21 protein-coding genes are annotated in these 25,552 nt (G+C 54.4%); 3 read left to right on the forward strand and 18 right to left on the reverse strand.

All coding sequences use genetic code 11. From position 1 onward, the window contains the following. Window positions 1–96 precede the first annotated feature (96 nt). The 14 genes from MKY12_RS16740 to MKY12_RS16805 form a co-directional block, all read right to left on the reverse strand. Complete coding sequence (locus tag MKY12_RS16740; RefSeq protein ID WP_036724624.1) at window positions 97–2,748, reverse strand: penicillin-binding protein 1A; 2,652 nt, start codon at window positions 2,746–2,748, stop codon at window positions 97–99. Window positions 2,749–2,887: 139 nt separating this feature from the next. Beyond that, entirely contained in the window at window positions 2,888–3,127 is a 240-nt protein-coding gene (gene hfq / locus MKY12_RS16745; RefSeq protein WP_036724623.1) for an RNA chaperone Hfq, read from the reverse strand. Window positions 3,128–3,146: 19 nt separating this feature from the next. Then, entirely contained in the window at window positions 3,147–4,127 is a 981-nt protein-coding gene (gene miaA / locus MKY12_RS16750) for a tRNA (adenosine(37)-N6)-dimethylallyltransferase MiaA (RefSeq protein ID WP_339248924.1), read from the reverse strand. Then, window positions 4,117–4,896: a class I SAM-dependent methyltransferase gene (locus tag MKY12_RS16755; RefSeq protein ID WP_339248925.1), complete on the reverse strand. Its 780-nt coding sequence runs from the start codon at window positions 4,894–4,896 to the stop codon at window positions 4,117–4,119. Before MKY12_RS16755 ends, miaA begins: the two co-directional genes overlap by 11 nt. 41 nt (window positions 4,897–4,937) lie before the next feature. Further along, the gene (gene mutL, locus MKY12_RS16760; RefSeq protein WP_339310015.1) at window positions 4,938–7,034 is read right to left on the reverse strand and encodes a DNA mismatch repair endonuclease MutL; all 2,097 of its coding nucleotides are present in this window, start codon (window positions 7,032–7,034) and stop codon (window positions 4,938–4,940) included. 448 nt (window positions 7,035–7,482) lie between these two features. After that, window positions 7,483–10,341: a DNA mismatch repair protein MutS gene (gene mutS / locus MKY12_RS16765; protein WP_339248927.1), complete on the reverse strand. Its 2,859-nt coding sequence runs from the start codon at window positions 10,339–10,341 to the stop codon at window positions 7,483–7,485. A gap of 1,445 nt (window positions 10,342–11,786) precedes the next feature. Then, window positions 11,787–13,544 carry a hypothetical protein gene (locus MKY12_RS16770; RefSeq protein ID WP_339310016.1) on the reverse strand — a complete coding sequence of 586 codons (1,758 nt, stop codon included), beginning with the start codon at window positions 13,542–13,544 and terminating at the stop codon, window positions 11,787–11,789. A 408-nt stretch (window positions 13,545–13,952) separates the two neighbouring features. Beyond that, a complete protein-coding gene (locus tag MKY12_RS16775) occupies window positions 13,953–14,510 on the reverse strand; it encodes an outer spore coat protein CotE (RefSeq protein ID WP_076085230.1) in 558 nt (185 codons plus the stop codon). A 260-nt stretch (window positions 14,511–14,770) separates the two neighbouring features. Next, window positions 14,771–15,790: an HD-GYP domain-containing protein gene (locus MKY12_RS16780; RefSeq protein WP_036699042.1), complete on the reverse strand. Its 1,020-nt coding sequence runs from the start codon at window positions 15,788–15,790 to the stop codon at window positions 14,771–14,773. A gap of 136 nt (window positions 15,791–15,926) precedes the next feature. Then, window positions 15,927–16,916 (reverse strand): aromatic acid exporter family protein, encoded by a 990-nt coding sequence (locus MKY12_RS16785; protein ID WP_339310017.1) that lies wholly within the window; start codon window positions 16,914–16,916, stop codon window positions 15,927–15,929. A 95-nt stretch (window positions 16,917–17,011) separates the two neighbouring features. Then, window positions 17,012–17,848, reverse strand: a complete 837-nt coding sequence (locus tag MKY12_RS16790) for an ABC transporter permease (RefSeq protein WP_339310019.1) — start codon at window positions 17,846–17,848, stop codon at window positions 17,012–17,014. After that, on the reverse strand, window positions 17,845–18,624 hold the full coding sequence (locus tag MKY12_RS16795) for an ABC transporter ATP-binding protein (protein ID WP_076085221.1): 780 nt from the start codon (window positions 18,622–18,624) through the stop codon (window positions 17,845–17,847). Before MKY12_RS16795 ends, MKY12_RS16790 begins: the two co-directional genes overlap by 4 nt. A 14-nt stretch (window positions 18,625–18,638) precedes the next feature. Continuing rightward, window positions 18,639–19,649 (reverse strand): ABC transporter substrate-binding protein, encoded by a 1,011-nt coding sequence (locus MKY12_RS16800; RefSeq protein WP_339310021.1) that lies wholly within the window; start codon window positions 19,647–19,649, stop codon window positions 18,639–18,641. A 228-nt stretch (window positions 19,650–19,877) separates the two neighbouring features. Further along, complete coding sequence (locus MKY12_RS16805; RefSeq protein ID WP_339310022.1) at window positions 19,878–20,522, reverse strand: hypothetical protein; 645 nt, start codon at window positions 20,520–20,522, stop codon at window positions 19,878–19,880. Window positions 20,523–20,705: 183 nt separating this feature from the next. Between MKY12_RS16805 and MKY12_RS16810 the strand changes: the two genes are divergently transcribed. Beyond that, window positions 20,706–20,945: a hypothetical protein gene (locus MKY12_RS16810; RefSeq protein ID WP_036699054.1), complete on the forward strand. Its 240-nt coding sequence runs from the start codon at window positions 20,706–20,708 to the stop codon at window positions 20,943–20,945. Between the two features lie 142 nt (window positions 20,946–21,087). Here MKY12_RS16810 and MKY12_RS16815 read toward each other — a convergent pair whose 3' ends face one another. After that, a complete protein-coding gene (locus MKY12_RS16815) occupies window positions 21,088–21,225 on the reverse strand; it encodes a hypothetical protein (protein ID WP_179090468.1) in 138 nt (45 codons plus the stop codon). Window positions 21,226–21,554: 329 nt separating this feature from the next. Between MKY12_RS16815 and MKY12_RS16820 the strand changes: the two genes are divergently transcribed. Beyond that, window positions 21,555–22,181: an FMN-dependent NADH-azoreductase gene (locus MKY12_RS16820; protein WP_339310024.1), complete on the forward strand. Its 627-nt coding sequence runs from the start codon at window positions 21,555–21,557 to the stop codon at window positions 22,179–22,181. Between the two features lie 443 nt (window positions 22,182–22,624). Here MKY12_RS16820 and rsgA read toward each other — a convergent pair whose 3' ends face one another. Beyond that, a complete protein-coding gene (gene rsgA, locus MKY12_RS16825; RefSeq protein WP_339310026.1) occupies window positions 22,625–23,728 on the reverse strand; it encodes a ribosome small subunit-dependent GTPase A in 1,104 nt (367 codons plus the stop codon). Between the two features lie 162 nt (window positions 23,729–23,890). Between rsgA and MKY12_RS16830 the strand changes: the two genes are divergently transcribed. Then, complete coding sequence (locus MKY12_RS16830; protein ID WP_235191851.1) at window positions 23,891–24,136, forward strand: hypothetical protein; 246 nt, start codon at window positions 23,891–23,893, stop codon at window positions 24,134–24,136. Window positions 24,137–24,251: 115 nt separating this feature from the next. On the opposite strand, the gene MKY12_RS16835 is transcribed toward MKY12_RS16830, so the two are convergent. Beyond that, window positions 24,252–24,923 carry an HAD family hydrolase gene (locus MKY12_RS16835; protein WP_339310027.1) on the reverse strand — a complete coding sequence of 224 codons (672 nt, stop codon included), beginning with the start codon at window positions 24,921–24,923 and terminating at the stop codon, window positions 24,252–24,254. 156 nt (window positions 24,924–25,079) lie between these two features. Then, complete coding sequence (locus MKY12_RS16840; protein WP_339310028.1) at window positions 25,080–25,547, reverse strand: DUF3939 domain-containing protein; 468 nt, start codon at window positions 25,545–25,547, stop codon at window positions 25,080–25,082. Window positions 25,548–25,552 lie beyond the last annotated feature (5 nt).

A 25,552-nucleotide genomic window follows, 5' to 3' on the forward strand; every position in this document is an offset into this window, starting at 1 on the left:
ACAAGAAAACCCCGACATCCGGCAATTCTGCATAGCGCAGAGCTCCCGGAGCTGTCAGGGTAATCGTTAATGCTATGAATTTGACTTCAAGTCAGTCTAATGTACATTGCCGGGTCCTTCAACAAAACCGCTGCCCGGATCACTTGCCGGATCGGTTCCGGCATTCGGGTCAGGGATGATTCCAGGATCGACAGTACCGGTCGTCGCCTCCGGTGTCGGTAGTGGCTCTGCCGTGGCAGCCGCAGGCGGCGGTGTCATCTCAGGCGGGGTTGTGGCTGCTCCGCTGCCGTTATCCCCTCCTTGACCATTGCCGTTATTACCTGGACCGTGATTGCCTGGACCATTATTACCTGATCCGTTATTCCCAGGTCCATTGTCAGGCGGATTGCCGCCGTTCTCTCCATTTCCGGAATCGCCGCCGTTATCGGGGTTATCCGTAGGCAGATTCGGGTCAGGCGTCATCTCTGGCTCAGGGGTCTGAAGCTCATCCTGAACGGACACCGTTATAGTCTCAGAAGGCTCGCTCTCCTGATCTAGTTCCTGATAATATGCAGTAACATAATATTCGTAAGACAGTCCCGGCATCGCACTGATGTCCCCGATATTCGAGGCCATGGTGTTCATGAGCGGGGTGAAGTCTGCTTCAGACGTCTCGCGGCGGTAAATACGGTATTCTACACCGCTGGCCGCAGCAGGATTCCAGCTCATATTGACCGTCATCGTGGATGGATCATACGCAGCCTGGAAGCCCGTTACCGCCGATACCGCTTCAGGCGTCGGCGTAGCCTCTACCTCTACAGCAGCGCCCTTCGGTACCGGGAACTGCTTGGCAGGCACACCTTCGAGCGCCTTCTCCATGACCTTGCCCCAGAAGGCAGCGGCCAGCGGACTGCTGTTCTTCAGCAGATGGGTCTTGCTCGGCTTGTCGTAGCCCATCCATACCGCTGCCGTCCATTCCGGCGTATAGCCGACGAACCAGACATCACGGTTCGAGCTGATGCCCTTATATCCGCTTTGTGTTGTACCGGTCTTACCGGCTACCGGACGGTTAATTTTTGCTTTTTTACCTGTACCGTCCTGTACAACACGCTGCATCATCTCTGTCATCTGATAGGCCGTCTGTTCACTCATCACACGGTCTGCCTTGGTGTTCGCCTTGTAGACGGTCTTGTCATCAGCGTCAGCTATAGACTTGATGGAGTATGCCTCCCGCAGTTCTCCGCCATTGGCGAACGCACTGTAGGCCTGGGCCATCTCCATCGTGTTCGTTCCCTCACTCATCCCGCCGAGGGCGAGCGACAGGTTCTTGTCTTCATCCTTCAGGTTGATCCCCAGCTTCTTGGCGAACTGGAAGCCGGTATTTACACCGATCTCATTCAGCAGCCAGACCGCCGGAATATTCTCCGACTTCGTCAGCGCATCGCCCATGCTGATCGACTTCGAGTACCCGTGCAGATTGTTCGGACAATATTTGCCGAAGCACTGCTTCTCATTGCTCAGCATGGAATCATTCGTGAATTTGCCGGATTCCAGTGCCGGTGCATAGGATACCAGGGGCTTGAAGGCAGAACCCGGTGAGCGGCGGCTGCCATCGATCCGGCTGTAGCCTTTTTTCTCATAATTACGTCCGCCCATCAAGGCTACAACGCTGCCATTCTCCTGATTCACAATGGTCATTGAGCCCTGAACCAGCTCATCGTCCACACTTTTCTCGAAGTTATCACTGTCGGCAAAAGCATCCTCGATCGTCTCCTGGGCATGCTTATCCATGGTTGTATAAATCTTATACCCGCCGATATTGAGATCATCCTCGGTCAGCCCGAATTTGTCCTCAGCCTCACCAATCGCATAATCAATGAATGCCTGGTAACGCTGCTTCTTCTCAGGCGGCTTGTAGTTGTAATCCACGGCCTTCGCTTCGTCCATCTGCTCCTTGGTAATCAGCTTCTGCTCATACATGAGTTGAAGCACTACGCCCCGGCGTTCCTTCGACAGCTCAGGGTTACGCAACGGATTATAGCGGGACGGCCCTTTGGGCATTGCAGCCAGAGTGGCTATTTCCCAAAGCTCAAGTTTATTCAGATCGCTTTCCCCGAAATAACGGATGGAAGCGGCCTTAATCCCATAAGTGGTTCCGCCGAACGGAATCCGGTTCAAATACATCGTGATAATACTCTCTTTGGATTCTTGCTTCTCCAGTGCAACGGCAATCGACACCTCGGTCGCCTTACGGAAGAAGGTCTTGTCGCGGTTCAGAAAGATGTTCTTCGCCAGTTGCTGGGTAATTGTACTCCCGCCTTCTACCATACTGCGGGCCGCAATATCCTTAACGGCCGCGCGTCCGATGGACCAGAGATCCACCCCGTTATGCTCGAAGAACCGTTTATCCTCGGTGGCTACGAATGCTTTAACCAGCATCTGGGGAAGATCCTCATATTCCACCGGATCGCTTTTCTCCAATGACAGCTCTCCGATCAGGTTCCGGTTCCGGTCAAAAATCTGTGTCGGCGGATTGATCGTCAGCTTGTCCCTGTTCTCATCCAGCAGCTTCTGCCCGTTCAGCATGATGAACAAATAACCGCCCAGCGCACAAAAAATAGCTAGCGCAACTGAAAAAAACAAACTCCACAGTACACGCTTTTTGGTTAAGAATCTTTTCTTTTTTTTCTTCGGCTTCCCTTGGGAGCTTGGCGGCTGACTTCCTCTGTTTCTGTTGCCGCCGCTCCGGGTTAACTGGTCTCTGGACATACTGCCTCCTGACTCCCTTAACGGAAAAAACGTAAATGATGTTCACGAATGAAAAGAACAACCTTCTCAGGTTGCTCTCTCGCACTCTCTATTCAAACGATTTATAAACAAAAAGGTTTCGCTTCAAGACGGTAAAATCTTAATTCTCGCTGTTATTGTCCTGCATCAGTGATACGCTTCGCTGCGGCGTAAATGTGGAGATCGCATGCTTGTACACCATCTGCTGGCGCCCGTCACTGTCGATGACAATGGTGAAGTTGTCGAACGCTTTGATAATTCCCCGGATTTGAAAGCCGTTGGTCAAATATACTGTAGCAGGGATATTCTCTTTGCGCAGCTGGTTCAAGAACGTATCTTGAATATTAATGGACTTGTTCATATGACGTACCCCCAATGGTTCAATTAGATTGTTCAGAAGTATATTCAAGACCTGTAAGAAACTTTCCTGCTATTATACCATTTAATTTCGCAAAATTCTCAGAAAAGTTTTGGCTCTCCAGGACGTCAATCCACTGAATCTCCTTCATGTGGCGAAACCATGACAACTGCCGCTTGGCAAACCGGCGGGTATCACGCTTCAGCAGCACCACGGCTTCCTCAAGCGTCATCTCCCCCTCCAGGTAGGCGGCAATTTCCTTGTAGCCCAGACCCTGCATAGACACAAGACTCCTGCCGTAGCCTTGATCCAGCAGCCGCTGCACCTCAGGCACGAGGCCCTCCGCCAGCATCTGATCGATTCGCTCTTCAATACGTTTATATAGTATTTTCCGGTCCATTGTCAAACCGATCAGGCATAATTCATAGGGAGACTCCTTGTTCTGGCCGGCCAGCGAGTCGGATAACGGGACGTTCGTCTGGTGAAAAATCTCCAACGCGCGGATGATCCGCCTGCGGTCATTGGGATGCAGCCGCTCCGCACTGGCCGGGTCTACCGCTGCCAGACGGGCATGCAGGGCATCAGCCCCATGCTCCTCGGCGTAGGCCTCCTGCTGCTCGCGGAAAGCCTCGTCAGCCACCGCTTCGGAGAAGCGGAAGCCGTAGCATAACGACTCAATATACAGTCCAGTACCGCCCACAATAAAAGGCAGCTTGCCCCTCGCGCTGATCTCCTCAATCAGCCGTGCTCCCTGCTCCTGGAATTCAGCTGTGGAATAGGCATCCTGCGGATCATGAATATCAATCAGATGATGGGGAATGCCCTTCATCTCGGCAGGCGTGATCTTGGCCGTACCGATATCCATCCCGCGGTAGACCTGCATCGAATCCCCGGAGATGATCTCGGCTCCGTGAGCCTCGGCCAGCTCCAGACTCAGTCTGGTCTTGCCGACCGCTGTCGGACCCAGCAGTACAAGCACTTTGCGTTTCTTCTTAGTTGTCAATGGTAATCACCCCGTACGATGTTTTGGCATTGGCCCGCAGCAGCTCCTTGAAGCCCAGCCGGGTGAACTCTCCGCTCAGTGCCTTCTCCTTCAGCAGCACCGTCTTGCGCGCAACCCTGGTTGCCTCAGCCACGCTATCAGCTGACAATGCAGCAGGATTCGCGAATTGCCGCAGCGGCGAGATCGCCGCCGAATCCGTCAGCGGCACCCGGAACATCGGATCGAAGTATACGATGTCGATGCTCTTGTCCGGCTGGGCCCGCAAGTATTCCAGATGGTCCCCGTGCTGCACATCAATACGGCGCAGCGCTTCGTTCACCTTCACCTGGCCAGAGACATACCCGCTCATCCCTTCCAGCAGGAGAGCATACAACGGCAGCGAGCTCTCCAGTGCCGTCACCTTGGAGGTCTCCCCTCCGGTGACTGCGAACAGCAGCGAATCCGCTCCGAGTCCGGCCGTGCAGTCCAGCACGCTGTCGCCGGGGAGCATGCCTGCGGCATCGATCATAGGGTCCGGCTCGCCTCTTAAGATTCTTTTGGCGCGGACAAAGCCCATGCTGGGATGGAATTCCATCGGCGGCATTCCCGGCGTAATCAGCCGGACGGCCTCCTGCAAAACTACCAGAATCTGTTCGTCCCCGTAATGCTCCACCAGCTTGCTCATCGAGAATTTCGCTCTCGGAGCATAGGCGCAGCCTGTGCGGTCCGCAAGCTCCCGGGCCCGGGCCACCACTTGCGGTATCGGGTCAAAGCCCGTCGTTATAATCATGTTGCCTCCGTTCTGCACTCAATAAATGTACAATATAGCCACTACATAACGCGCTTAAACAGCTTCTCCAGATCATAGGCCGAGAACGACACAACGATCGGGCGTCCATGCGGGCAGGTATAAGGCTGGCGGCAGGCCGCGAGCCGGGTGAGGAGCGATTCCACTTCCAGCTCTGTAAGCTTCTGGTTGGCTTTGATCGAAGCCTTGCAGGAGCAGAGAATAGAGGATTTCTCGCGCAGCTTGGCGAGGTCAATCGACCGTTCGCTTAAGACCCACTCTGCCATCTCTTCAATTACCGCCTTCTCGTCCCCTTCCGGGAACCAGTACGGCAAGGAACGGACCAGGAAGGTCTGCCCGCCAAAATGCTCAAGCACAACCCCCGCCTGCTCGAACCAGTGCAGCCGTTCGCTAAGCTGCCTGCTCTCCGAAGGCGTGAACTCCAGCGTAATCGGCAGCAAAAGCTCCTGTGAGGCATCTTCAGGCTTGCCGAATTTCTCATAATAAAATTCATAATTCACCCGCTCATGCGCAGCGTGCTGGTCAATCAAATACAGCCCGCTGTCATTCTGGGCGATAATATAGGTTCCGTGATGCTGGCCGATATAATTCAGCTCGGGAAACTGTGGAAGACCAGTGCCGCTCTGCTCCGCAGGAGCGTACAGCTCCCCGGCTGCCGGCTGCTGCCCCCGGCCAGCCATAGCTGCCTGGGGGCGGTAGCTGTCGCGGGGGCCGGAGGACGGCTGGCGGTATGAACCCTGGGTGGCGTTCCCGCCGCTGTATGCAGCGGCCGTCTCTCTGGCCTGCTGCTGCTCCTGTGCATTGCTGCCGCCATAAGGCTGGGTATTCCCGGATGCTTGGGCAGCAGCATAAGATCCTCCAGCGGCAGGGCCGGTTAATCGACCAGCGCTGCCAGAGAACGGAGCGCCGCTCCCTCCGCTGGAAGGCAGCTGGTTGCCCGCTGCGACGCCAGCACCGCCAGGCATTCCCTGGCCGTAGCTGCGCGGATCTGCTGACTTGTCCGCACCGCCCGCTTCCGTACCTTGCTGAATACTGCCCGGAGCTGCGCCTTTGGAGAAGGCGAATTGCTCCTGAATGAAGGAGCTGCTGTTCTTGCCGCCGATGATCTCCTTGGTGGGGCGCGGAATCAGGCTCTGGCCCATCAGCAGCGAGCGGAGCTGCTGCTCTATGAACCCGTACAGCTCAGGTTCCTTGCTGAAGCGTACTTCAAGCTTGGCCGGATGCACGTTGACATCCACCAGTGACGGGTGCATCTCCAGCTTCAGGACCAGCAGCGGATAACGGTTAATCGGCAGCAGCGTATGGTAAGCGCGCATGATCGCCGCGTTCAGCCCGTTGCTGCGGATGTAACGGCCCCCGACCAGCGTCGTCACCGCATTGCGGTTCGAGCGTGTCCACTCGGGACGGCTGATATAGCCGGAGATCCGGAAGTCCGGATCTTCCGCCGACACCGGGAGCATAGCCTTGGCGGCTGAGGTGCCATACACAGCGGCAATTACCTGCAGCAGGTCTCCGTTGCCCAGCGTATGCAGCAATTGATTGCTGTTATGTTGCAGGGTGAAGGAGATATCCGGATGGGCCAAGGCCATCCGGTACATGGCATCGGAGATATGGCCCAGCTCGGTCTGGATGCTCTTCATATACTTGAGACGGGCAGGCGTATTATAGAACAACTCCCGCACGGTAAGGTCACTGCCTTTGCCGGAAGCTGCATCTTCATTACGGATCAGCCTTCCGCCCTCGATGTCCAGCACCCGCCCTTTACCATCGTCTCCGCTGGCGGTCAGCAGGGTCAGCTTCGATACCGCTGCGATACTCGCCAGCGCTTCTCCACGGAAGCCAAGGCTGGTGATCTGGAAGAGATCACGGCCGCTGGCAATTTTGCTGGTCGCATGGCGGTAGAAGGCGGTCTCGCAGTCCTCCGGCTCGATCCCCGAGCCGTTATCCTTCACCCGGATGCTCTGCAGTCCCCCCTCTTCCACAGAGACTTCAATGCGGGTGCTGCCCGCATCGATTGCGTTCTCGACCAGCTCCTTCACCACAGAAGCAGGACGCTCGACTACCTCCCCGGCAGCAATCTGGTTGGCAATATGCTCATCCAGCACATGAATTTTAGCCATATTCGTTCACCCCGCATGTATTTATTTTATAGATAATATTGAACATTAACGGACTGTAAAAAACGGACTGTAAAAGCCTTATTTGAACAAGTAGAACTGGCATTGCCGTCCTTTGCGGTCCTTTTAAAGGACGTACCGTATCAGAGAGATAATCATTCTAACGGATGAATAAGATTACCTTCGCGCGAGCACAATGTATGCTGTTTTTCACATATATTTAGGCCATATGCCTGCTTGCAAGCACCATGTATGTTGTTTTCCACATATATTCGGGCCGTGTGCCTGCTCGCGAGCACCATGTATGCTGTTTTTCACATATATTCGGGCCGTGTGTCTGCTTGCGAGCACAATGTATGCTGTTTTTCACATATATTTGCTACTTATTCCGCTGTAACAGCAAATCGTATTCGGTTTTAAACACACCTTCAACGGCAGCAGTTCCGCTGAACTACAGCTCCCTTGCCTTAAGCTTCAGCTCATTCAGCAGGCCCATCGCCTGCAGCGGGGTCATGTTCATCAGATCCGCGCCTTGCACGGCGGTGATTAGCTCTTTGAGCAGCGGATTGTCTTTGACGGCAGGTGCCACGGCTCCGCCCTTGCGGTTCTTGCGCGGCTCTTCCTCGCCAAAGATAGACAACTGTACCACTTCATTGTCCTCTTCCTCTACAGGAGAAGCAAGGGATACGGCAGCCTCCCGCTGTCCGGCAGCCATAGAAGCTGCTGCTTCGGAATACGGGTCCGGATGTACTGGAGCTTGCGCGGTGCGTTCAGCCGAATAGGAGTGGCTGCCTGAGGCAGCTCCTTGTCCGGCATCCGGCGTCTGCGCAGCGGTAGCCTGATGCTCCTGTATAACCGTTCCGCCCCCGCTCCGGTTACTGTAACCCGTACCGTAATTCAGCGCTGCGGCGCCCGGCGGAGAAGCCTGTTCAATGCTCTGGAGCAGCCCGTAGGCCCGGTCAATAATTCCTTCTGGCAATCCAGCCAGCCTTGCACAATAGATCCCGTAGCTGCTGTCCGCAGCTCCCGGCACAAGCTTGCGGAGGAAGTTCACCTTGTCGCCGCTCTCCTGGACCGCCATCGAATAATTCCGCAGACCGCTAAGGCTCTGCTCCAGATGGGCCAGCTCATGGAAATGTGTGGATACCAGTGCCTTGCAGGCAATGGTATCATGCACATATTCGATCACCGCCTGGGCAATCGCCATCCCCTCACTGGTCGAGGTCCCCCGGCCCAGCTCATCGATGATGATCAGGCTGCGAGCGGTTGCTTTCTCGGTCATGACCTGAATGTCTGCCATCTCGACCATGAACGTGCTCTGGCCGCCGATCAGGTCATCGGCTGCACCGATCCGCGTGAAGATGCGGTCGATCAGCGCCACCTCGGCGCTGGCTGCAGGCACGAAGCAGCCGATCTGGGCCATGATGCAGATGAGCGCCACCTGGCGCATATACGTGCTTTTGCCGGCCATGTTCGGTCCTGTAATCAGCAGGATATTCCCCTCGTCCTTACTGAGTGTGCTGCCGTTCGCAATGAATGCCGAATCCTTCAGCACCGCCTCCACGACCGGATGGCGTCCGCCTTCAACCCGCAGATCGTAGCTGTCGGACAGCTTCGGCTTCACGAACCGGTGCTCCGCGCTGACGGCTGCGAGGCACTGATACACATCAATCTCCGCCACCTTCTCGGCCAGCGCCTGCAGGCGCGGAACCTGGCTGCTGATCCGCTCGCGCAGCTCGGTGAACAGACTGTATTCCAGATCTGTCATCTTATCCTGGGCCTCCAGGATCAGCGCTTCCTTCTCCTTCAGCTCCGGGGTGACATACCGCTCGGCATTAGCCAGTGTCTGCTTGCGCTCATAGCGGCCTTCCGGCAGCGAGGACAGATTGGAACGGGTAATTTCTATATAATAACCGAAAATTTTGTTATAGCCGATCTTGAGGGATTTGATCCCGGTCACCTGGCGTTCCTTCGCCTCAAGCTCAGCAATCCAGCGCTTGCCGCTGCTGCTGGCTTCCCGCAGCTCGTCCAGACGCTCATGGTAGCCCGCGCGGATGATTCCGCCGTCACGCACGGACACCGGTGCATCCTCCACAATCGCCCGTTCAATATCCTCACGAAGCTCCGCGCATTCATCCATAGACGCACCGATCTCCCTTAAGGTAGAAGAGCCAGAGGTCAGGCACATCTCCTTCAGCGCAGGAATCTGGGCCAGGGACAGCCTGAGTGCGTTCATATCGCGCCCGTTCGCACTGCCGAAGGCAATCCGCCCGACCAGCCGCTCCAGATCGTAGATCTCCTTCAGCGCCCCGCGCAGATCCTCGCGGACGATGAACTGGTTATACAGATAGTCGACGGCTTCCAGACGGCGCTCAATCGGCGCGCGCTGCAAGAGCGGCTTATCGATCCGGCGGCGCAGCAGGCGGCCGCCCATCGAGGTCTCGGTGCGGTCCAGGAGCCAGAGCAGCGAGCCTTTTTTGGAGCGTTCCCTCACGGTCTCGGTCAGCTCCAGATTACGCCGGGTGAACGGATCGAGAATCATATAATTCCCCGGCTCGTAAGGAGAAATCTGGGTAAGCTGTCCCAGTGAACGGCGCTGGGTCTCGCTGAAATAGGAGATCAGCAGCGCCAGGGCACGGCAGCGCTCCTTCTCCAGCCGGACCCAGGCCGCTTCGCCGAACTGGCGGCGGGCCAGCGCCTCCTCCTGCTTGTCCCACGGCGTATAGACCACAGGCTTGGCCAACAGGGAAGCTTCACTGCGCAGCTCCTCCAGCAGGGCTGAATCCCCGATAATCTCCGCAGGCTCGTAGATGCCAATCTCATCGCGCAGCCACTCGGTGCTTGCGAGTACCGATGTGACATACAGCTCACCTGTCGTCAAATCGCAGGCGGCCAGCGCCATCATCCCGTCTTCCTCTGTTACGCAGACGAGGTAGTTGTTGCTTTTGTCCGAAATAATCTTGCCGTCCATTACCGTACCCGGTGTTACGACCCGGACGATATCACGGCGGACCATCCCTTTAGTCACCGCAGGATCATCCAGCTGCTCGCAGATCGCCACCTTGTAGCCCTTCTCGATAAGTCGCTGTATGTACCCCTCGGCGGCATGATACGGCACTCCGCACATTGGAATTTTCTCGCCCACCCCGCCGTCGCGGCCTGTTAATGTAATCTCAAGCTCTTTGGATGCCAAGAGGGCATCCTCGAAGAACATTTCATAGAAATCGCCCAGACGAAAAAAAAGGAAAGCGTCTTTCGCCCCTTCCTTGACTTTGAGATACTGCTGAATCATCGGCGTATAGTTTGCCATCGTCTACCTCCATACCTACTTCATACTGTTCTCTATTATAGCAGAAACTCCGCTCCCCGGGTTACCCCCGGCACGCCCGCAAAGGTTGCTAAAAGTTGGTGGGGGTATTCAAGGGGATGTCGGGCGGGCTGGCGCTTGGGGATTAGGGGTTTGTGGGGGGAGTGTGGAATGAGTGTGGGAGATATATTGGTTGGGGGGTGGGAGGAATGTGGAGATGTTGGGGCGGGTGTAAGGGCGGGGTGAAGCGGAATGCGGGGCGGGGCAAGGATGTGGGGAGCGTGAGTAACTTGGGGGATGCGAGTGTTAGGGGCTGAGTGAGGCGGAATGCGGGGCGGGGCAAGGATGTGGGGAGCGTGAGTAAATTGGGGGGATGCGAGTGTAATGTGTATGTGGAAGAATGTTGGTCAATAAAATCAGTATGGGATGTGGGTGAGCAGTAAGAGCGGCTGAGAATGTTTGGTCAGAGTGCGGGCTATATGTGGTGGGAATACAGGTGAAAATACTTGGTCCAGATGCGTATACGCGAGTGCGAGTGCGGAGTGGCAAATGCGGATGCTTGTGTGAGTGCGAAATATGGTGACGGAGGCTCAGGCAAGCATAGTCAGGTATGGTGATGAGAGTTCCTGGCAGGTTTTTTATTCTATTGTAGTTTGTGCATTAGATGGCCCTGTAATTGTCTGAAAAATAGGATCTGTTGCACTTCGTACATTAGAAATCCTTAAAAGGAGAGTTTTCGGACCAAATCCCAGAAATCTAATGTACGAACTACATCAGAATGGATCTCGGCGCTGGCAAACGGCGATTCTGCTGCAGTAAATACAATCACTCAGATAATCAGCTTTGTTAATCACTTCGTTAATTACTTCAACAGACCCATATAGTTGCGATAGCGGGATTAGAATAGTAACTTGCACTGGTAAGAATACGTCAGATTTTTATTAGTGGAAGTAACGAACAGCAGTTTGACCAACCGCATCCTGAGGTTCTTCTGTGTCCCCTTTATATACAAGCTACAGTGGTATGCTTAATTGCATTTCGTACAACTAAAGTGTCCGATGTCCTACCAATGATCCGTTTAGTTGTAGTTTGTACATTTAAAAATCCATCTGTACTCGGGTTCACGCCATTCGGGCAAATTTAGTTGTACAGACTACACTTAGAAGAGAAAAAGCTTCTTTTGGAGTGCGTTTAGTTGTACAGAATACACCTATGGCTGAATGTTCACTTCGAACGAAGTTTCATGAATGGGCGCACGTTTGAAGGGGATGATTGGTTGAGTAACTTAAGTAATTTAGAGAAATTTAGAGAAATTGAGAGTAATTGAGCGGAGTATATGAGTACGATTGTTTGTTAAAAAATAGCGCCGCCATAGTTAGAGCTTCCCATACCTAGCGGCGCGGGAAAGCTGTAACTGGCGGCTATCGGGACTTGACGGGCGGCGGGCTCTATTGATATGCATCCGCCCGCCCGGAAGGCAGCGCCCCGGAGTCCGGCGGGGCGCTCCGTACCCAGGAGCCGCGGATATCCCGCGACTCATCCCAGCTCTGCTGCTCCGCTATGGCGCGCAGCAGCGGATCAATCCACCGGGCGGCGGCTGCGTAGCCGCCCAGTGCGCGCAGCTGCGCCTCCAGGGGAGGCCAGGCTGTGCGCAGAGGAGATTTGCCGCCGCTGTAGAAGGCGGCATGCAGGTCTTCCCGGTCGAGCGGGCGCAGCGGCAGGTCTTCATAATGGCTCACGATCAGGTGAGCCAGACAGACCGCGCCTTTGGCGATGACCGGGGAGACCAGGAAGCTCGGCAGGGTCCGATACTCGAAGCCGCCATGCGGCTGAGGGCGGAAATCGCCGAGCACGCCATAGCGGGGACGCCGGGCCGCAGCCCGGATGTCCTCCAGCAGGAACAAGGGCAGCGCCAGATAGTTATCTAGCGCGCGCAGGAGCGGCGCACACAGCGTGACGCCGCTGAAGTGCAGGTGGCCGCCGAGGGCCCAGCCCCGCAGCGGCATACCTCCCGCCCGCCAGCAGAGCGAGCGGTCGGCAATGAGCCGGTCCGCCTCGCGTGCGGCGGACATCAGCTGCGCCAGCAGCGCGCGCGGTTCCCCGCGCGGCGCGGGGCGCAGCTCCGCCACCGGGAACACGCCGCGCGTTCCCGGGGGTCCGGCGTCGCAGCCCGCGACGCCGTCCATGGGCAGGTACCGCGACGCCGGCACGACGCGGCCCGAGGATTCCCGGAGCAGCAGGAACTCCGGGTCCATGCCCATGAGCAGCCCCGGCCGGCCCGGCTGCTCACTGTCAAGCATCCGCGCAAGCGCTGCGGATGCTGACCGGTACGGCTCAGGCAGCGCTCCTGCGGGATCAGGCAGCACCGGAGTGATGCCTGTCACCATATACCGCCGCCCGCCCATGGCCCGCAGCTCCACCTCGCCGCTATCCAGTCCCAGGCTATACAGCGCCCGTACCGCAGTGGTCCGCAGAACCCCCACAGACCCCCTCAACTCACTTCTCCCTCCACCTAAACTGCCAAACTCTCCCCCTCCACTCCCATACTCACCCTGCCCCCCAGCTCCTACTCCACCACTCCCATACTCACCCTGCCTTCCAACTCTTCCACCACCACTCCCATACTCACCCTGCATCCCAGCTCCTGCTCCACCACTCCCATACTCTCTCTGCCCTCCAACTCCTACCCTCCCACTCCCTTTCTCCTCTTGCCCTCCAACTCCAACTCCACCACTCCCATACTCGACTTGCCCCCCGACTCCTCCACCACCACGTCCATCCTCCTCTTGCCCCCCAGCTACTCCCCCACCATTCCCATACTCCTCTTGCCCCCCAGCTCCTACTCCCTCACTCCCATTCCCGCCTTGCCCTCCAACTCCTACCCCACCACTCTCATTCTCCCCTTGCTCTCCAACTCTTCCCCTGCCACTCCCACCCAACCATCCAGCCCCAAGCCCCCCGCCCATAGCCGCTCCCGCTCCAAGCGGCTGGCAGTCCAGCACGGCCAGATTGAAAATAAGCACGCGGTAATGCTGTCTGTAGCTTGCGGGGTCTTGTCCATCCGAGTGGTTTTGGGTGTCTCTTGTATCTTGTCGCCGCGACCCTCTGCCTATAGAAATGGAGTCGGCCTCAATCCCGCAGCGCCGGAGCCTGCGTTCGATCTGCTCTGGCGCCAGCTGCCGGAATACGTTCAACCCTTCATTCATGTCTAATGCCTCCGCCCATACGAAATTCCTCAGGGCCGTATCCCCTCGCGCACCATCCGGTTACCGGACAATACCCTTTGAGCGATAAGACGCTGAGGAAGCCTGACCCCCAAATTATCAAATGGAATAACACAATCATCCTTACAAAGACCCTGTCGCACTACACTTGAACATTCGAACGCTGCCCTGTTTAATATTCCTGATGAATGACGCTTCTCCAGCTCCAGCATCCCCCTCCGCTTCATTTCGCCTTGAAGGATACTCAACAGCATGAAGCCTACATCCTTACCATTCAAAAAAAAAAATATATTTTAAAAAAAAGAGGGCATTCGCCCTCTACGCCGCTGCCCTCTCATCATATAATGGATCATAACCCACACAGTACTTCAGGCAGCGGCGCATTCCTTCCTAGAGCTCATCATCCAGAGCGTCAGGGTCCATATCATCGTAATCATAGTTCTCGCCTTCAAAATCATAATCCTTGTCTTCCAGATCGTCACTCTGATCACTGACAAACACGCGGAGCTTGGTCTCAGCCACCAGTTCCGCATCGAACTCGCGTTCCACCCGGAGTGTCACACTGCCTCCGCCCGGCGATACCCCGGCTTCCACACAATTGGGTTCCTGCGTTGCCTCCGCAGAGACCTGTGCCGTGGAAGCACGGTGTCTCGGGTCGAGGTACGACAATGGAATAAGCTCCACATAGGAGACCGTTTCCTTGGCAACCTCGGTCTGCTTGTTTTTGTCGTACGAATACCAGATGTTCACATCATAGGTACCGATTACTTCGATTCCGTTCCCGGCGGCAACCGCTTCGTACTGGTGGTTAATGATCCAAGCCCCCAGAATACTAGTCGGATGATGTGGCGGAGTCACGGTATGGGTTGCTGTAGAGAACTTACGACCTTTGCCGCAAATTGCCTTCGTAATGATCTCCCTTGTTTGACGTTTATGGCTTAATGACATCTTTGAACCTCCTCCATACAATCATTCACTATCAAGTGTATGCACGTTCTGGGCATTTGTTGATTGTTAGAGTAGAAATAAATTTGGGTAAGCCCTCAGATGCCGTAACTGAAGCCCTTTGCTTCATTTTATTGCCGGATTTAGTCCATTATGAGTCTCCTGACCTGAAAAAAAACAAAAGTAGCGGCTCCCCCAAACCGGGAAAACCGCTACTTTTTGTTGTGCCAACATCTTAAGCCGGGAAGAGCGGAGGCCCCCTGCTAGGAAAGTACACGTACGATGCCAAGCTGCCGGTGGCGGCTGAGATCGATGAAGTCCTCACCGATGTTCACCAGCGGACGCAGCGGGTCATGGGCCAGAATCATAATGATTTTGCCGATCTGCCCGTCCGTCAGGAGCACCTCATTGCCGATCATCGACTGCATTAGCTTATTAATGAACACACTGCAGATATACGGGTCCAGCTTGCCGTAGACGTTCTCGTCCATCTGCTTAAGCACCTCATACAGCGGCGCGGCTGTTCGATAGAACCGGTCTGAAGTCATCGCGTGGAAAATATCCGCCACCGCCACGATTTTGCTGAAATCCGTAATCCGGTGGCCCAGCACGCCGAAGGGGTAGCCGCTGCCGTCCATACGTTCATGGTGCTGCAGCGCCACAAGCGCCTGCATATGATTGGTGCCCACCGTATCGCGGATCATTTCATAGCCATAGGTCGTGTGCTTTTTCATCAGGGCATATTCATCCTCACTCAGCGGACCCGGTTTGGTGAGGATCTCGGCCGGAATCATAATTTTGCCGATATCATGAAGCGTCGCAGCAATCGTCAGCATGCTCAGCTCGTCCGGCTTCAGCTTCAGCCATTTGCCGAGCAGCGTAGAGATGATGCCCACCGCCACATTATGCCTGTATGTATAGTCATCCTTAGTCTGCAGCGCAGACAATATTCCGAAGAAATCATTCTTCTCGCTCACCTGCTGGATGAACGGGATCACTTCATTCCTGAGCTCAATCATCGGCAGACGTTTCGTCTTCGTATAACGCAGCTGCTCAAAAATACTCTCCATCGCCGCCGTACAATCATCCACAGCCAGCTGATAGAATGCAGCGCTGTCGACCTGGACCACATCCTGCGGCTCCAGAACGATCTTGTGCTGCGTAATCAGGCGGATATGCTCTCCGGTGAGCAGGGTCAATGCCGGCAAGACAAATACACCGCTATGATTAAAAAGGTTCGCTACCAGCTGTTTGCCGATATATTGATCATTGCTGTTATTCATATTCCTCACCTGCCAGACCAAGATTCTTGGGTTTTGGACATCACTTAAGAGACAAGCTCACTTTGGGTGCTTATGTTTCTTATCGTTATTTTACACCGGAATGTGAATACCTGACACCTAAATTACATGGATTTGCTTATGCTTTGCCTTTCGCAGGCTGCTTGTCCTTAACCGGACGCAGCTCCACCGGGCTCTTATAGCGCTTGGCAATCTTAAGATACAGCGCAAGCTCGCGGCATAATTGCAGAATCGCGGAGCGGATCTCGAATTCCTCGCGCGAATCCGGCAGCTCCATCTCCTGGAACTCCTGCTGCAGCTCCTCCAGCAGCCGCTCGGTCCGGCCGGTATATTCCTCAGCCAGCACATCGCCGCTTAGCTGGTCGAACAGCTCTGCCACCATATCCCCATGCGGCAGCTGGCGGTACACCTGCGAGAGCAGCTGCATCATATTCTGGATGGACTCCAGCTGCTCCTTGCGCATATAGAAGTACACGTTCCAGGCTTCATCCGGGTGGATCACATGATTCTCCATTTCCCTGGATGCCGCGCTCAGTCCCTTCTGCACAGCCTCCCCTGCCCCGATCAGCTCTTTCCCGTCCCAGATGTAGCCGGGATCACGGAGCGTCCTGGCCATCTGCCGGAAGATCACCGAGAAGTAGCCGTCCACCTCCTTGCGGATGCCTGCAATCATCCCGCCGGTCTCCGGCATATAGATGAAGTTCACAAGGCCGGCCGAGCCAAGGCCGATAATCAGCAGCTCCACCTGCTGCAGCAGGATATGAACCGTGATATCAGCTTGTCCAAATACGCGGAACACAATGACCGAGCTGGTGACGATCCCTTCCTTGAAGCCGGCTTTGACAATCAGCGGGAAGCCGAACAATACATACAGTCCGAGTACCCAATAATGAAAGCCCAGGGCGAAGAATAGAATACAGCCCAAAAAGAGTCCCACCAATGAGGCGAAGAAGCGCGCCGAAATCGTGCGTAGACTCCTTTTACGGGTCGTTTCCACCCCGAGAATGGCCAGCAGTCCCGCGCTTTGCGCATTAGGGATACCAGCGGCGGCTGCCAGCAGAATAGACAGCAGAGTTGCAGCCGCCGTTTTAATAATACGAAATCCCATGTGAATATCTCTCCTACACCGTTAAGCTTCATCATTCAAATAAAGATATAGTCATGGTACAAGATTTTGCCAAGAGACACAATATGACATGGTTCTTACCGTCTAGACAGCAGCAGCTTCTCCACATACACCACCAGCTGGTACATGGCCGTAGCCACAGCCGCAATAATGAGCAGACTCGACATCACCAGGGTGAAGTTGAACACCTGAAAGCCGTAGATGATCAGATACCCCAGCCCCGATTTCGCAACCAGAAATTCACCGACAATAACGCCGACCCAGGACATGCCGACATTCACCTTGAGGGTGGAGACCACCGCCGGGAACGACGCCGGGAGAATGACTTTGCAGAACTCCTGGCTTTTGGAGGCGCCGAAGGAGCGGACCACCTTGACCAGATTCGGGTCCACGCTGCAAAAGCTGTTGTACACTACCAGAGTCGTGATAATCACAGTAATGGATAAGGTGGTAATGACAATGGCGGTGAAGCCTGCCCCGAACATTACAATGAAGATCGGGCCCAGTGCCACCTTCGGCATACTGTTGAATACGACCATATAGGGGTCCAGGACGGCGGACAGAAAAGGTGACCACCAGATGACGACAGCCAGCAGCGTCCCGATTAAGGTGCCCAGAATAAAACCCACTGCGGTCTCGCTCACGGTCATTCCCAGATGCGGCCACAGACTGCCGCTGACCATGTCCTCCCAGATCTGACCGAAGACCTTCGTCGGATAACTGAACAGCAGCTCATCGATCCAACCCATTCTGGCTCCGGCTTCCCAGAGCACGAAGAACACCAGCAGCAGACTGCTCCGGACCATAAGCACCTGACTTTTGCGGCGCAGCTTCTTCTTCCTGTAATCCGCATGCTTCTGTTCGAGCCACTGCGCACGGGAAGCCGTCTCATGGGGCTGCGCTTCTGTATTCACATCTCTTCCCTCCCTGCCAGCTCCATTTCCTTCCATACCTCGTGAAAAAGCCCGGCGAAGCCCGGCAGGTCCCGCGCATACAGCGGCGGTGTTCTGCGAATCGCTTCCGGAATCTCAAAAATCCTGCGGATTCTGCCCGGATTCGGCTGGAGCAGAATGACCCGGCTGCTGACCGCAATCGCTTCAGACAGGTCATGCGTAACCAGAATCGCCGTGGTTCCCCGGCGCATCAGCGTCTCCGAGACCAGATCCTCCAGCTGCAGCTTAATCTGGTAGTCCAGCGCCGAGAATGGCTCATCGAGCAGCAGCAGGCCGGGGTCGGTAGCCAGTGTCCGCACCAGAGCGACACGCTGGCGCATCCCTCCCGAGAGCTGTGCCGGATAAGCCTGCTCCTTGCCCTCCAGCCCCATATCGGCCAGCAGCTGCAGTGATTTGGCACGCGAGCTTCCGGTGAGCCTTCCGGTCAGCTCCAGCCCGAGCAGCGCGTTATCCTCAATCGTCCTCCAGGGGAAGAGATAGTCCTGCTGGAGCATATAGCCGACCTCCGGCGAAGGTCCCGCGGCCTTACGTCCGCTGAGCAGCACCTCACCGCGTGAAGGCTGCAGCAGCCCGGCGATGATCGACAGAATCGTCGTTTTGCCGCAGCCGCTCGGTCCGACCAGGCTGACGAACTCGCCTTGGCCGACGCTGAGATTCAGATCCTCTATAGCAAGCGAAGCCTCGCGGTCTCCCAGATAGGCGTGCGTGACTTCCTTCAACTCGACTACTGGAAGCATAGTGGTCGGCCTCCTCACTCCTTAATGGTGCTCTCTGCCTGCTCTGCAAAGCTGTTATTAACAATCTTAGCGGCTGGAATCCGTTCCTTCAGCTCACCGGCATGGTCAATGACATCCAGCAGATTATTCCATTCCTTGTCATCAATTACCGGATTCACCGCATAGGTATCCTGTTCCTTATAACGGCTGATGGCAGAGACCACAATGCCCCGGTCAATCTTTTCAAAATACGGCATTACCGCGTCAGCAATCTCCTCAGGACTATGAGTCTTCACCCATAACTGGGCACGCTGGACCGCATTGGTGAATTTCTGCACCGTGTCCTGATTCTTAGTCATGTAGCTCTGCTTGGACATGAATACCGTATACGGCAGATAACCGCTCTCTACCCCGAAGGAAGCGACCACCTGGCCCCGGCCTTCACTCTCGAAGATCGATGCCTGAGGCTCGAACAGCTGCACATAATCCCCGGTCCCGGAAGCAAATGCACCGGCAATATTGGCAAAATCAATGTTCTGGATCAGCGTCAGATCCTTCCCCGCATCAATCCCCTTGCTGCGCAGTGTGAATGCGCCCGCCATCTGCGGCATGCCCCCTTGCCGTTGCCCAAGGAAGGTCGAGCCCTTCACTTTGTCCCATGTAAAATGGCTGTCCGGTGTACGCGCGAACAAGAAGGTTCCATCCCGCTGCGTAAGCTGCGCAAAATTAATTACAGGATCATCCGCCCCCTGCTGGTACACGTAAATGGAGGTCTCCGAACCGACCAGCGCCACATCGATTGCCCCTGAGAGCAGGGCCGTCATGGTTTTATCTCCGCCAGGTATCGTCTGCAGCTCCACATCCAGCCCTTCATCCTTGAAAAAGCCCTGCGATAAGGCCACATATTCAGGCGCATAGAACACGGAACGGGTAACTTCGCCGATCTTCACCTTGACATTAGCGGATTTACTGCCGCAGCCTGCAAGAACAGAGCCAAGCACAAGCATCAACAAGAACGGCAATGACAGTCTTTTGAACCCTTTCATCCTCTCCACTCCTTTCCTCCCGGGTCTTTCGCCCTTGCTCTATGCATATGCGGGAGTCTAGGGAAAGGTTAAAGTGCAATATATGAAGCGCTTACATTATATTCGGTTCGTCAACCCCGCCCGCTCTATGAATGATCGCAGCGCCGTATTCACGCTGTACCGGACCAGCGAGCCGGACTCGTTAGAATGGGGCGGTGCTCCCGCCGAGGTTATTTTGCAAGAACAATCTTAATAGAGCAGCCATTCCCCAAAAGCTTGACACAGCTCCGCCCGGGTCAGCGGGAACGCAATGATATAACCGTCTTCCTGCTCACTGCTGCTGCGCATTAGCCATCCGCCCGAAGAAGCTTCAATGTAAGAAATCTCCTGCAGGGTCCAGCCTTCCCCATTCCTCGCACATAACCGCAGTTCACCGGACGCTGTCCGGTTCTTAAGCACTTTAGCCAATTCAGCAGAGCTGTCAGGATCACCTGTCTCCGCTTCCAGTGAAGCCGCCAGCACACACAACGTCCATGTTTCGGCCTTCTCATGAATCTCCTCATAACTCCGTCTGGACAGGAATACCGCAGGAGCGGACGGCTTCCGGGGCTGCGCACGCTCGAAGCAATTGAACAGGTAATAGCAGGCGCGCTTCATCTCTGCCGGCTCCTTCAGCTCGTAGGCGAAATCATCTTCTTCCGTTAACCCTGTCAGGAGGATCTTATCCTTATGTACTTGCAGGCATACATCCTGCGCATATTCACGCTCATTGAATTTCATTCTGCATATCCGCTTGGAGCCGGAGGCTGTGTGCAGGAGCTCTGCCACCACTCTACGCCGGGTCTCACCCGGGAACAAATACTGTGCCAGACAGATAAAATCTTGCTTATTCACATTCTTTATCCCTTCCTTTTAGGCATACATGTAAGTATAACTGTAAATGAGTGGCTTTCAAAAAAACTGCAAAACTATAAAACTTGCAATCTTTATGTTATCATAAGCTAATTTTAAGGTAAAATTAAGAAACACAGGGTAAGATCAATACCATGAAATACTTTTAGCGAGGTGGTTTTCAAAATGAGAATGCTCATCACTTTTCAAAACAAGCTTGTCCCTGTATATTTCACAACAGAAAACAAACAGCCGACCCAAAAAGTACTTCGACTGCTCAACAGTACGCTTGAACTCAAAATTCAAAAAGGCAAAAACGCCCTGCAGACCTGTTTGAATTCCCTGATCAGTATCGAAATTAAAGGCTCAGAAGCTATATTGCACAGTTACAGTGAAAATGATTCATTGGCCTTATCCCTCTATTAAACAGAGGGATATTTTTTTGCCTGAATAAGTAAATGCCTTGCATAAATATAAAGGTACACAACAAATAAGCACATACCCGCATGTTGAGGGGATGCGCTTAGTTTATAGGATGGTAGGCGCTTAGCAGTAATTATACCGTCACTCAGCCAATCCGGAGGTTCCGGTTCTCCTCTTTCTCCGCCTTTTTAATTCGCAATTTGAACAACTTCACCAGGTTACGCCGGGTATGCTCTTCGTGACAGCTGTCCAGCTTCTTCAGGATGAAACGGTCGATGGACATGTCAATCGCTCCTTTAAATGGGGGCTTAGTCCCGTGATCTGGAGAGGGAATCATTTCCTCTTCTCCTTATATCACCTATATAACCGGGCCGCTGATTCCTTAAACTTGTCCCTGGCTGCGCCTACACCGTTTGCGAAATTAGTCATACTACATATGGGCCTTTGAGTGGCAAATTAAGAATCCGTTATAGAAGATATGGTACCTTTGACGAAGGACAGCAGCTTCTATAGGCAGAATAAAAATTTTATCCGACGGATATTTACAAACTAAAAATTAAATGCTATATTATCGATAGTTAATATTAAATAGATATCTAAGGAGAAATCATAATGTCGAATGTACTGTTTATCAAAGCTAATAACCGCCCTGCCGAGCAATCCGTAAGTGTTCAGCTCTACAACGAATTCCTGTCCAGCTACAAGGAGACTCATCCGCAGGACCAGATTACTGAACTCGACCTGTTCGCTGAACAGCTTCCTTACTACGATAACACACTCATCACTGGCGTATACAAAGCCGCTCAAGGCTTCGAAGCCACTCCTGAAGAAGCAGCAGGCGCTGCACTTGTTAAGAAATATCTGGACCAGTTCCTGGCCGCTGACAAAGTAGTCTTTGCCTTCCCGCTCTGGAACATGACCGTTCCGGCTGTACTGCACACTTATATCGACTACCTGAACCAGGCTGGAACTACCTTCAAGTATACTGCTGAAGGTCCTGTAGGACTGTTGACTGGCAAAAAAGCAGCTGTTCTTAACGCCAGAGGCGGCGTGTACTCCGAAGGCCCGGCAGCAAGTGCTGAAATGGCCGTTAACTTCATCATGGGCAACCTGAACTTCTGGGGCTTCAAGGAAACTACACAGGTAATCATCGAAGGACACAACCAGAACCCGGACAAATCCGCTGACATTATCTCTTCCGGTCTGCAACTGGCTAAGACAGCAGCAGCATCGTTCTAATCTGCTAATACTTTAACCAGCATACGTAAAACGGGCTGTCCCAAACTTGGGACAGCTCTTTATTTCGGAGTTGGATCAACTTGAGCACTAAAAAAAACCAAAAACGGAAAGCAGCGATTCCCCCATAATGGGAGAATCGCTGCTTTTTTTAACGTTTGAAGCTTTTAGAAAATCGGGAACTTGGCTCCACAGTAGAACATCTGCTTCAACTCTTCCCAATCGAGGTATTAGCGGAGTAACAAGTGACGTTTATCCACCTAATTTCCCAAAATGCTCTTAAGTCACCAAATTAAGCTACGTTTTTCCAACTACTCTCCAGGGTGGCGTAGCTCCTGCTTACACAATGCACAGCATCTAGCAAGTTTATTCCGTCATGCAAACTTTCATCCCTATTCCCATGCTCGCTTCCATGCTTCTACAACGCCTTGGGATTTCAGCGCCGCTCAATATTCGTCCAGCACCCGCTGCCAGCTGTTGCCCTTGGCACGGGGAGGGGTGCTTTTGGCAGAGGCGGCGGCTGTCTTGCGCTTCTGTCTCGCTTCCTTGCTGTTCTGGAATTGCAGCTCCTTTTGCGTCTTGTGGTAATTCTGCAGCCGCTTCCCGTCCAGCACACCGCTGGCGGCAGCCTCAAGCACGGCGCAGCCTTCCTCCCGTGTATGAGTACAGTCGCTGAAACGGCATTCCGCCGCAAGTGTACTGATCTCACCGAACGCCAGGTCCAGTCCGCCGTCATCCTCCCACAATTGCAGCTCGCGCATTCCCGGCGTATCGACGATGATTCCGCCATCCGGGAGGACGAACAGCTCGCGGTGTGTGGTCGTATGACGTCCGCGGCTGTCCCCTTCCCGCACATCCTGGGTGAGCTGCAGATTCCGGCCGCTGAGCCAGTTGACCATCGTCGATTTGCCGCAGCCGGACGAACCGGTCAGAGCTACCGTCTGGCCGCTGCCGATGTAGGGCTGGAGCTCCTCCCGACCGTCGCCCAGTAAGGCGCTGACCACATGGACCGGGACACCGGGAGCCGCCTGCTGCATTTCGGCCATTTTCAGCTCCGCATCGGTGCACAGATCTGCCTTGGTCAATAGAATGACGGGATTCGCCCCGCTGTTCCAGGCCATAATCAGATAACGCTCCATCCGCCGTACATTGAAATCATCATTCAGTGCACTGACCAGGAATAAGGTATCCACGTTGGAAGCCACAATCTGCTCCTCCTGAGTCGGGCCAGCCACCTTGCGCGAGATGACGCTGTGACGGGGAAGCACACCATGGATCACCGCATGCGCTCCGCCATCCTGCATCGCCAGGACCACCCAGTCCCCTACCGCCGGATATTCGCCGGACCCGCTCAGCGAATGCCGGAACTTGCCTGACAGCTCCCCCCATATTTCACCTGCTGCAGTAATCACCCTGTATTTACTGCCGAAATCTCCGGCAATCCGGCCCGCTGCATACTCCCTGGCGTCCAGCAGCCGCAGCTTATCTGTCCATTTTCTGTTCCATTCTTCATTCCAGCCGTACTGTTCTAGCTTGATATCGATATTCATGCATTTCCTCCTGAATGGGTTATTATCGTTCTCATACCTCCGCTTATCACATCATCCATGTATCTCCGGGCAGCATTGGCTCCACATGCGCACACAAAAAACCGCCGGAACCCAAAGGTTCCGGCGGCAGAGGCAGACTCGGCCGCGGTCCGGCTTTTGCTGTTGTACAGCAAAGACCGTCCGCTGCGGGCAGAGTCATTCCAGGGTAGTGAGTCTGCTCCTCTGCGCGAGAAGAGCAGAATCCACTATCCGGGCGTGATGCAGCAGACCTGCACACGCAAAAAAGCCGCCGGAACCGATACGGTTCCCGGCGGCTCTAGAAGGCATCATAGAGCTTACCTGCGAAGCTGGGGATCAATTATTACTCCACAGCCGCATTTCCCGGAAGACACGTATCCACAACAGTAGCAACCAATCCTGAACCGCTAGTATAAACTGCCATTTGACATCGTCTCCTTCCGAAATAATATGCTGTAATAATATACGGCCCGGATACCGTTTGTCAACAGTGGGCCTAACTTGCTTAAATAATATCCCGGAGCTCCTCCAGCTCCTGAATGACAGCGAGAGGCTTCACGTTCAGTGATTCATCCCAAGGGTGGTTGCGCTTCAGCCAGATCGTATCCATCCCGCTCTGCGCCGCCCCCCAGATATCATTCACCGGATGATCGCCGATGAATACAGTCTGTTCTGCCGTGGAACCCAGACGTTCCAGGGCTAACCGGTAGATCTCTGGATCAGGCTTGCTGATCCCGGCTTCACCCGAAATGACGATCGTGCGGAAGTAGCCGCGGAGTCCGAGCAGATCGATTTTGCCATATTGAATATCTGTGCCGCCATTCGTGACCAGTCCCAGCGGATATCCCCGGTCCCGGCAATACTCCAGTGTCTCCAGCGCATGCTTCATCATCGCCCCGTGACGGATATAGGTCTCGTCATAATAGGCCCGTATGTCCGCAGTGGTCAATGCCTTCTCCCAAGGAAGAACCTCGCTAAGCTCCGCGAAGAACCCATCCTTATCCCGGTATCCGTCAGCATCCCTGATAATCATATCCTCTACAACCTCCGCGGCCTGCTCTTCGCTAAGATGTCCCAGGAAATCCTGAACAAACTTCATACTGAAGCTGCGGAAGGTCTGATCACGGTCCATCAGGGTGTTATCCAGATCAAACAGCAACGCTTGTACCTCTCTCATGTATACGCTCCCCTTCTGTCTTCCATTTCTGCAGTCAAAACACCAGATGCTTATTGTACTACGCTCCGGGGAGCAAAATAAAGACCATTCCGCCCGGAAGGACAACCTCTCCTTCGTCAGAATGGCCTGTATAGAGGAATCAGGTACGCAGAGCTTTCAGGATTCAAAATGTTCAAAATGCTCTGCGCGATGCGTAAGCATCATTTCCTCGTCGGTAATGTAGAGCGGGAACGGCGGTGTCTCCTTCAGATAACGCTCGGTCGACAACAGCCGGTAATGAACCTCAGGGAGCCAGGCGTCTTCGAGCAGCGGCAGCTTGCCGGTGTCACTGATATAATTGTCTACCGCCGATTGAACCATGTCGAGGTAGTACGGCACCAGCTTGTCAGATTCTTCAAAAATCTCAAAGGTCTCGCTGGACATATAGAATTTCTGCTGCGGGACTCCGCCTAAATATCGTTTGAGCCGGTTCAGGTCAATACTCTTATCTTCCTGGATCAGAGCGGTACGGTTAATCGGAGCGGGCATATCTTCTTCAAATTGCCTTACAGCCTGCTTGATCTGCGGCAACGTAACGGTTGGATGATTGGGTGGCAAGTTTTTTTTGGCACGTTTGAATATCATACTGA

Source organism: Paenibacillus sp. FSL M7-0896, from assembly GCF_037975415.1.
Taxonomy (GTDB): Bacteria; Bacillota; Bacilli; order Paenibacillales; family Paenibacillaceae; genus Paenibacillus_AQ; species Paenibacillus_AQ silagei.

Bases quoted from the DNA above. Each gene is read 5' to 3' on its own strand.
- MKY12_RS16740 (WP_036724624.1), bottom strand. From the start codon at position 2,748: ATGTCCAGAGACCAGTTAACCCGGAGCGGCGGCAACAGAAACAGAGGA.
- hfq (WP_036724623.1), bottom strand. From the start codon at position 3,127: ATGAACAAGTCCATTAATATTCAAGATACGTTCTTGAACCAGCTGCGC.
- MKY12_RS16755 (WP_339248925.1), bottom strand. From the start codon at position 4,896: ATGATTATAACGACGGGCTTTGACCCGATACCGCAAGTGGTGGCCCGG.
- mutL (WP_339310015.1), bottom strand. From the start codon at position 7,034: ATGGCTAAAATTCATGTGCTGGATGAGCATATTGCCAACCAGATTGCT.
- mutS (WP_339248927.1), bottom strand. From the start codon at position 10,341: ATGGCAAACTATACGCCGATGATTCAGCAGTATCTCAAAGTCAAGGAA.
- MKY12_RS16770 (WP_339310016.1), bottom strand. From the start codon at position 13,544: ATGAATGAAGGGTTGAACGTATTCCGGCAGCTGGCGCCAGAGCAGATC.
- MKY12_RS16775 (WP_076085230.1), bottom strand. From the start codon at position 14,510: ATGTCATTAAGCCATAAACGTCAAACAAGGGAGATCATTACGAAGGCA.
- MKY12_RS16780 (WP_036699042.1), bottom strand. From the start codon at position 15,790: ATGAATAACAGCAATGATCAATATATCGGCAAACAGCTGGTAGCGAAC.
- MKY12_RS16785 (WP_339310017.1), bottom strand. From the start codon at position 16,916: ATGGGATTTCGTATTATTAAAACGGCGGCTGCAACTCTGCTGTCTATT.
- MKY12_RS16795 (WP_076085221.1), bottom strand. From the start codon at position 18,624: ATGCTTCCAGTAGTCGAGTTGAAGGAAGTCACGCACGCCTATCTGGGA.
- MKY12_RS16800 (WP_339310021.1), bottom strand. From the start codon at position 19,649: ATGAAAGGGTTCAAAAGACTGTCATTGCCGTTCTTGTTGATGCTTGTG.
- MKY12_RS16810 (WP_036699054.1), top strand. From the start codon at position 20,706: ATGAGAATGCTCATCACTTTTCAAAACAAGCTTGTCCCTGTATATTTC.
- MKY12_RS16815 (WP_179090468.1), bottom strand. From the start codon at position 21,225: ATGTCCATCGACCGTTTCATCCTGAAGAAGCTGGACAGCTGTCACGAA.
- MKY12_RS16820 (WP_339310024.1), top strand. From the start codon at position 21,555: ATGTCGAATGTACTGTTTATCAAAGCTAATAACCGCCCTGCCGAGCAA.
- rsgA (WP_339310026.1), bottom strand. From the start codon at position 23,728: ATGAATATCGATATCAAGCTAGAACAGTACGGCTGGAATGAAGAATGG.
- MKY12_RS16835 (WP_339310027.1), bottom strand. From the start codon at position 24,923: ATGAGAGAGGTACAAGCGTTGCTGTTTGATCTGGATAACACCCTGATG.
- MKY12_RS16840 (WP_339310028.1), bottom strand. From the start codon at position 25,547: ATGATATTCAAACGTGCCAAAAAAAACTTGCCACCCAATCATCCAACC.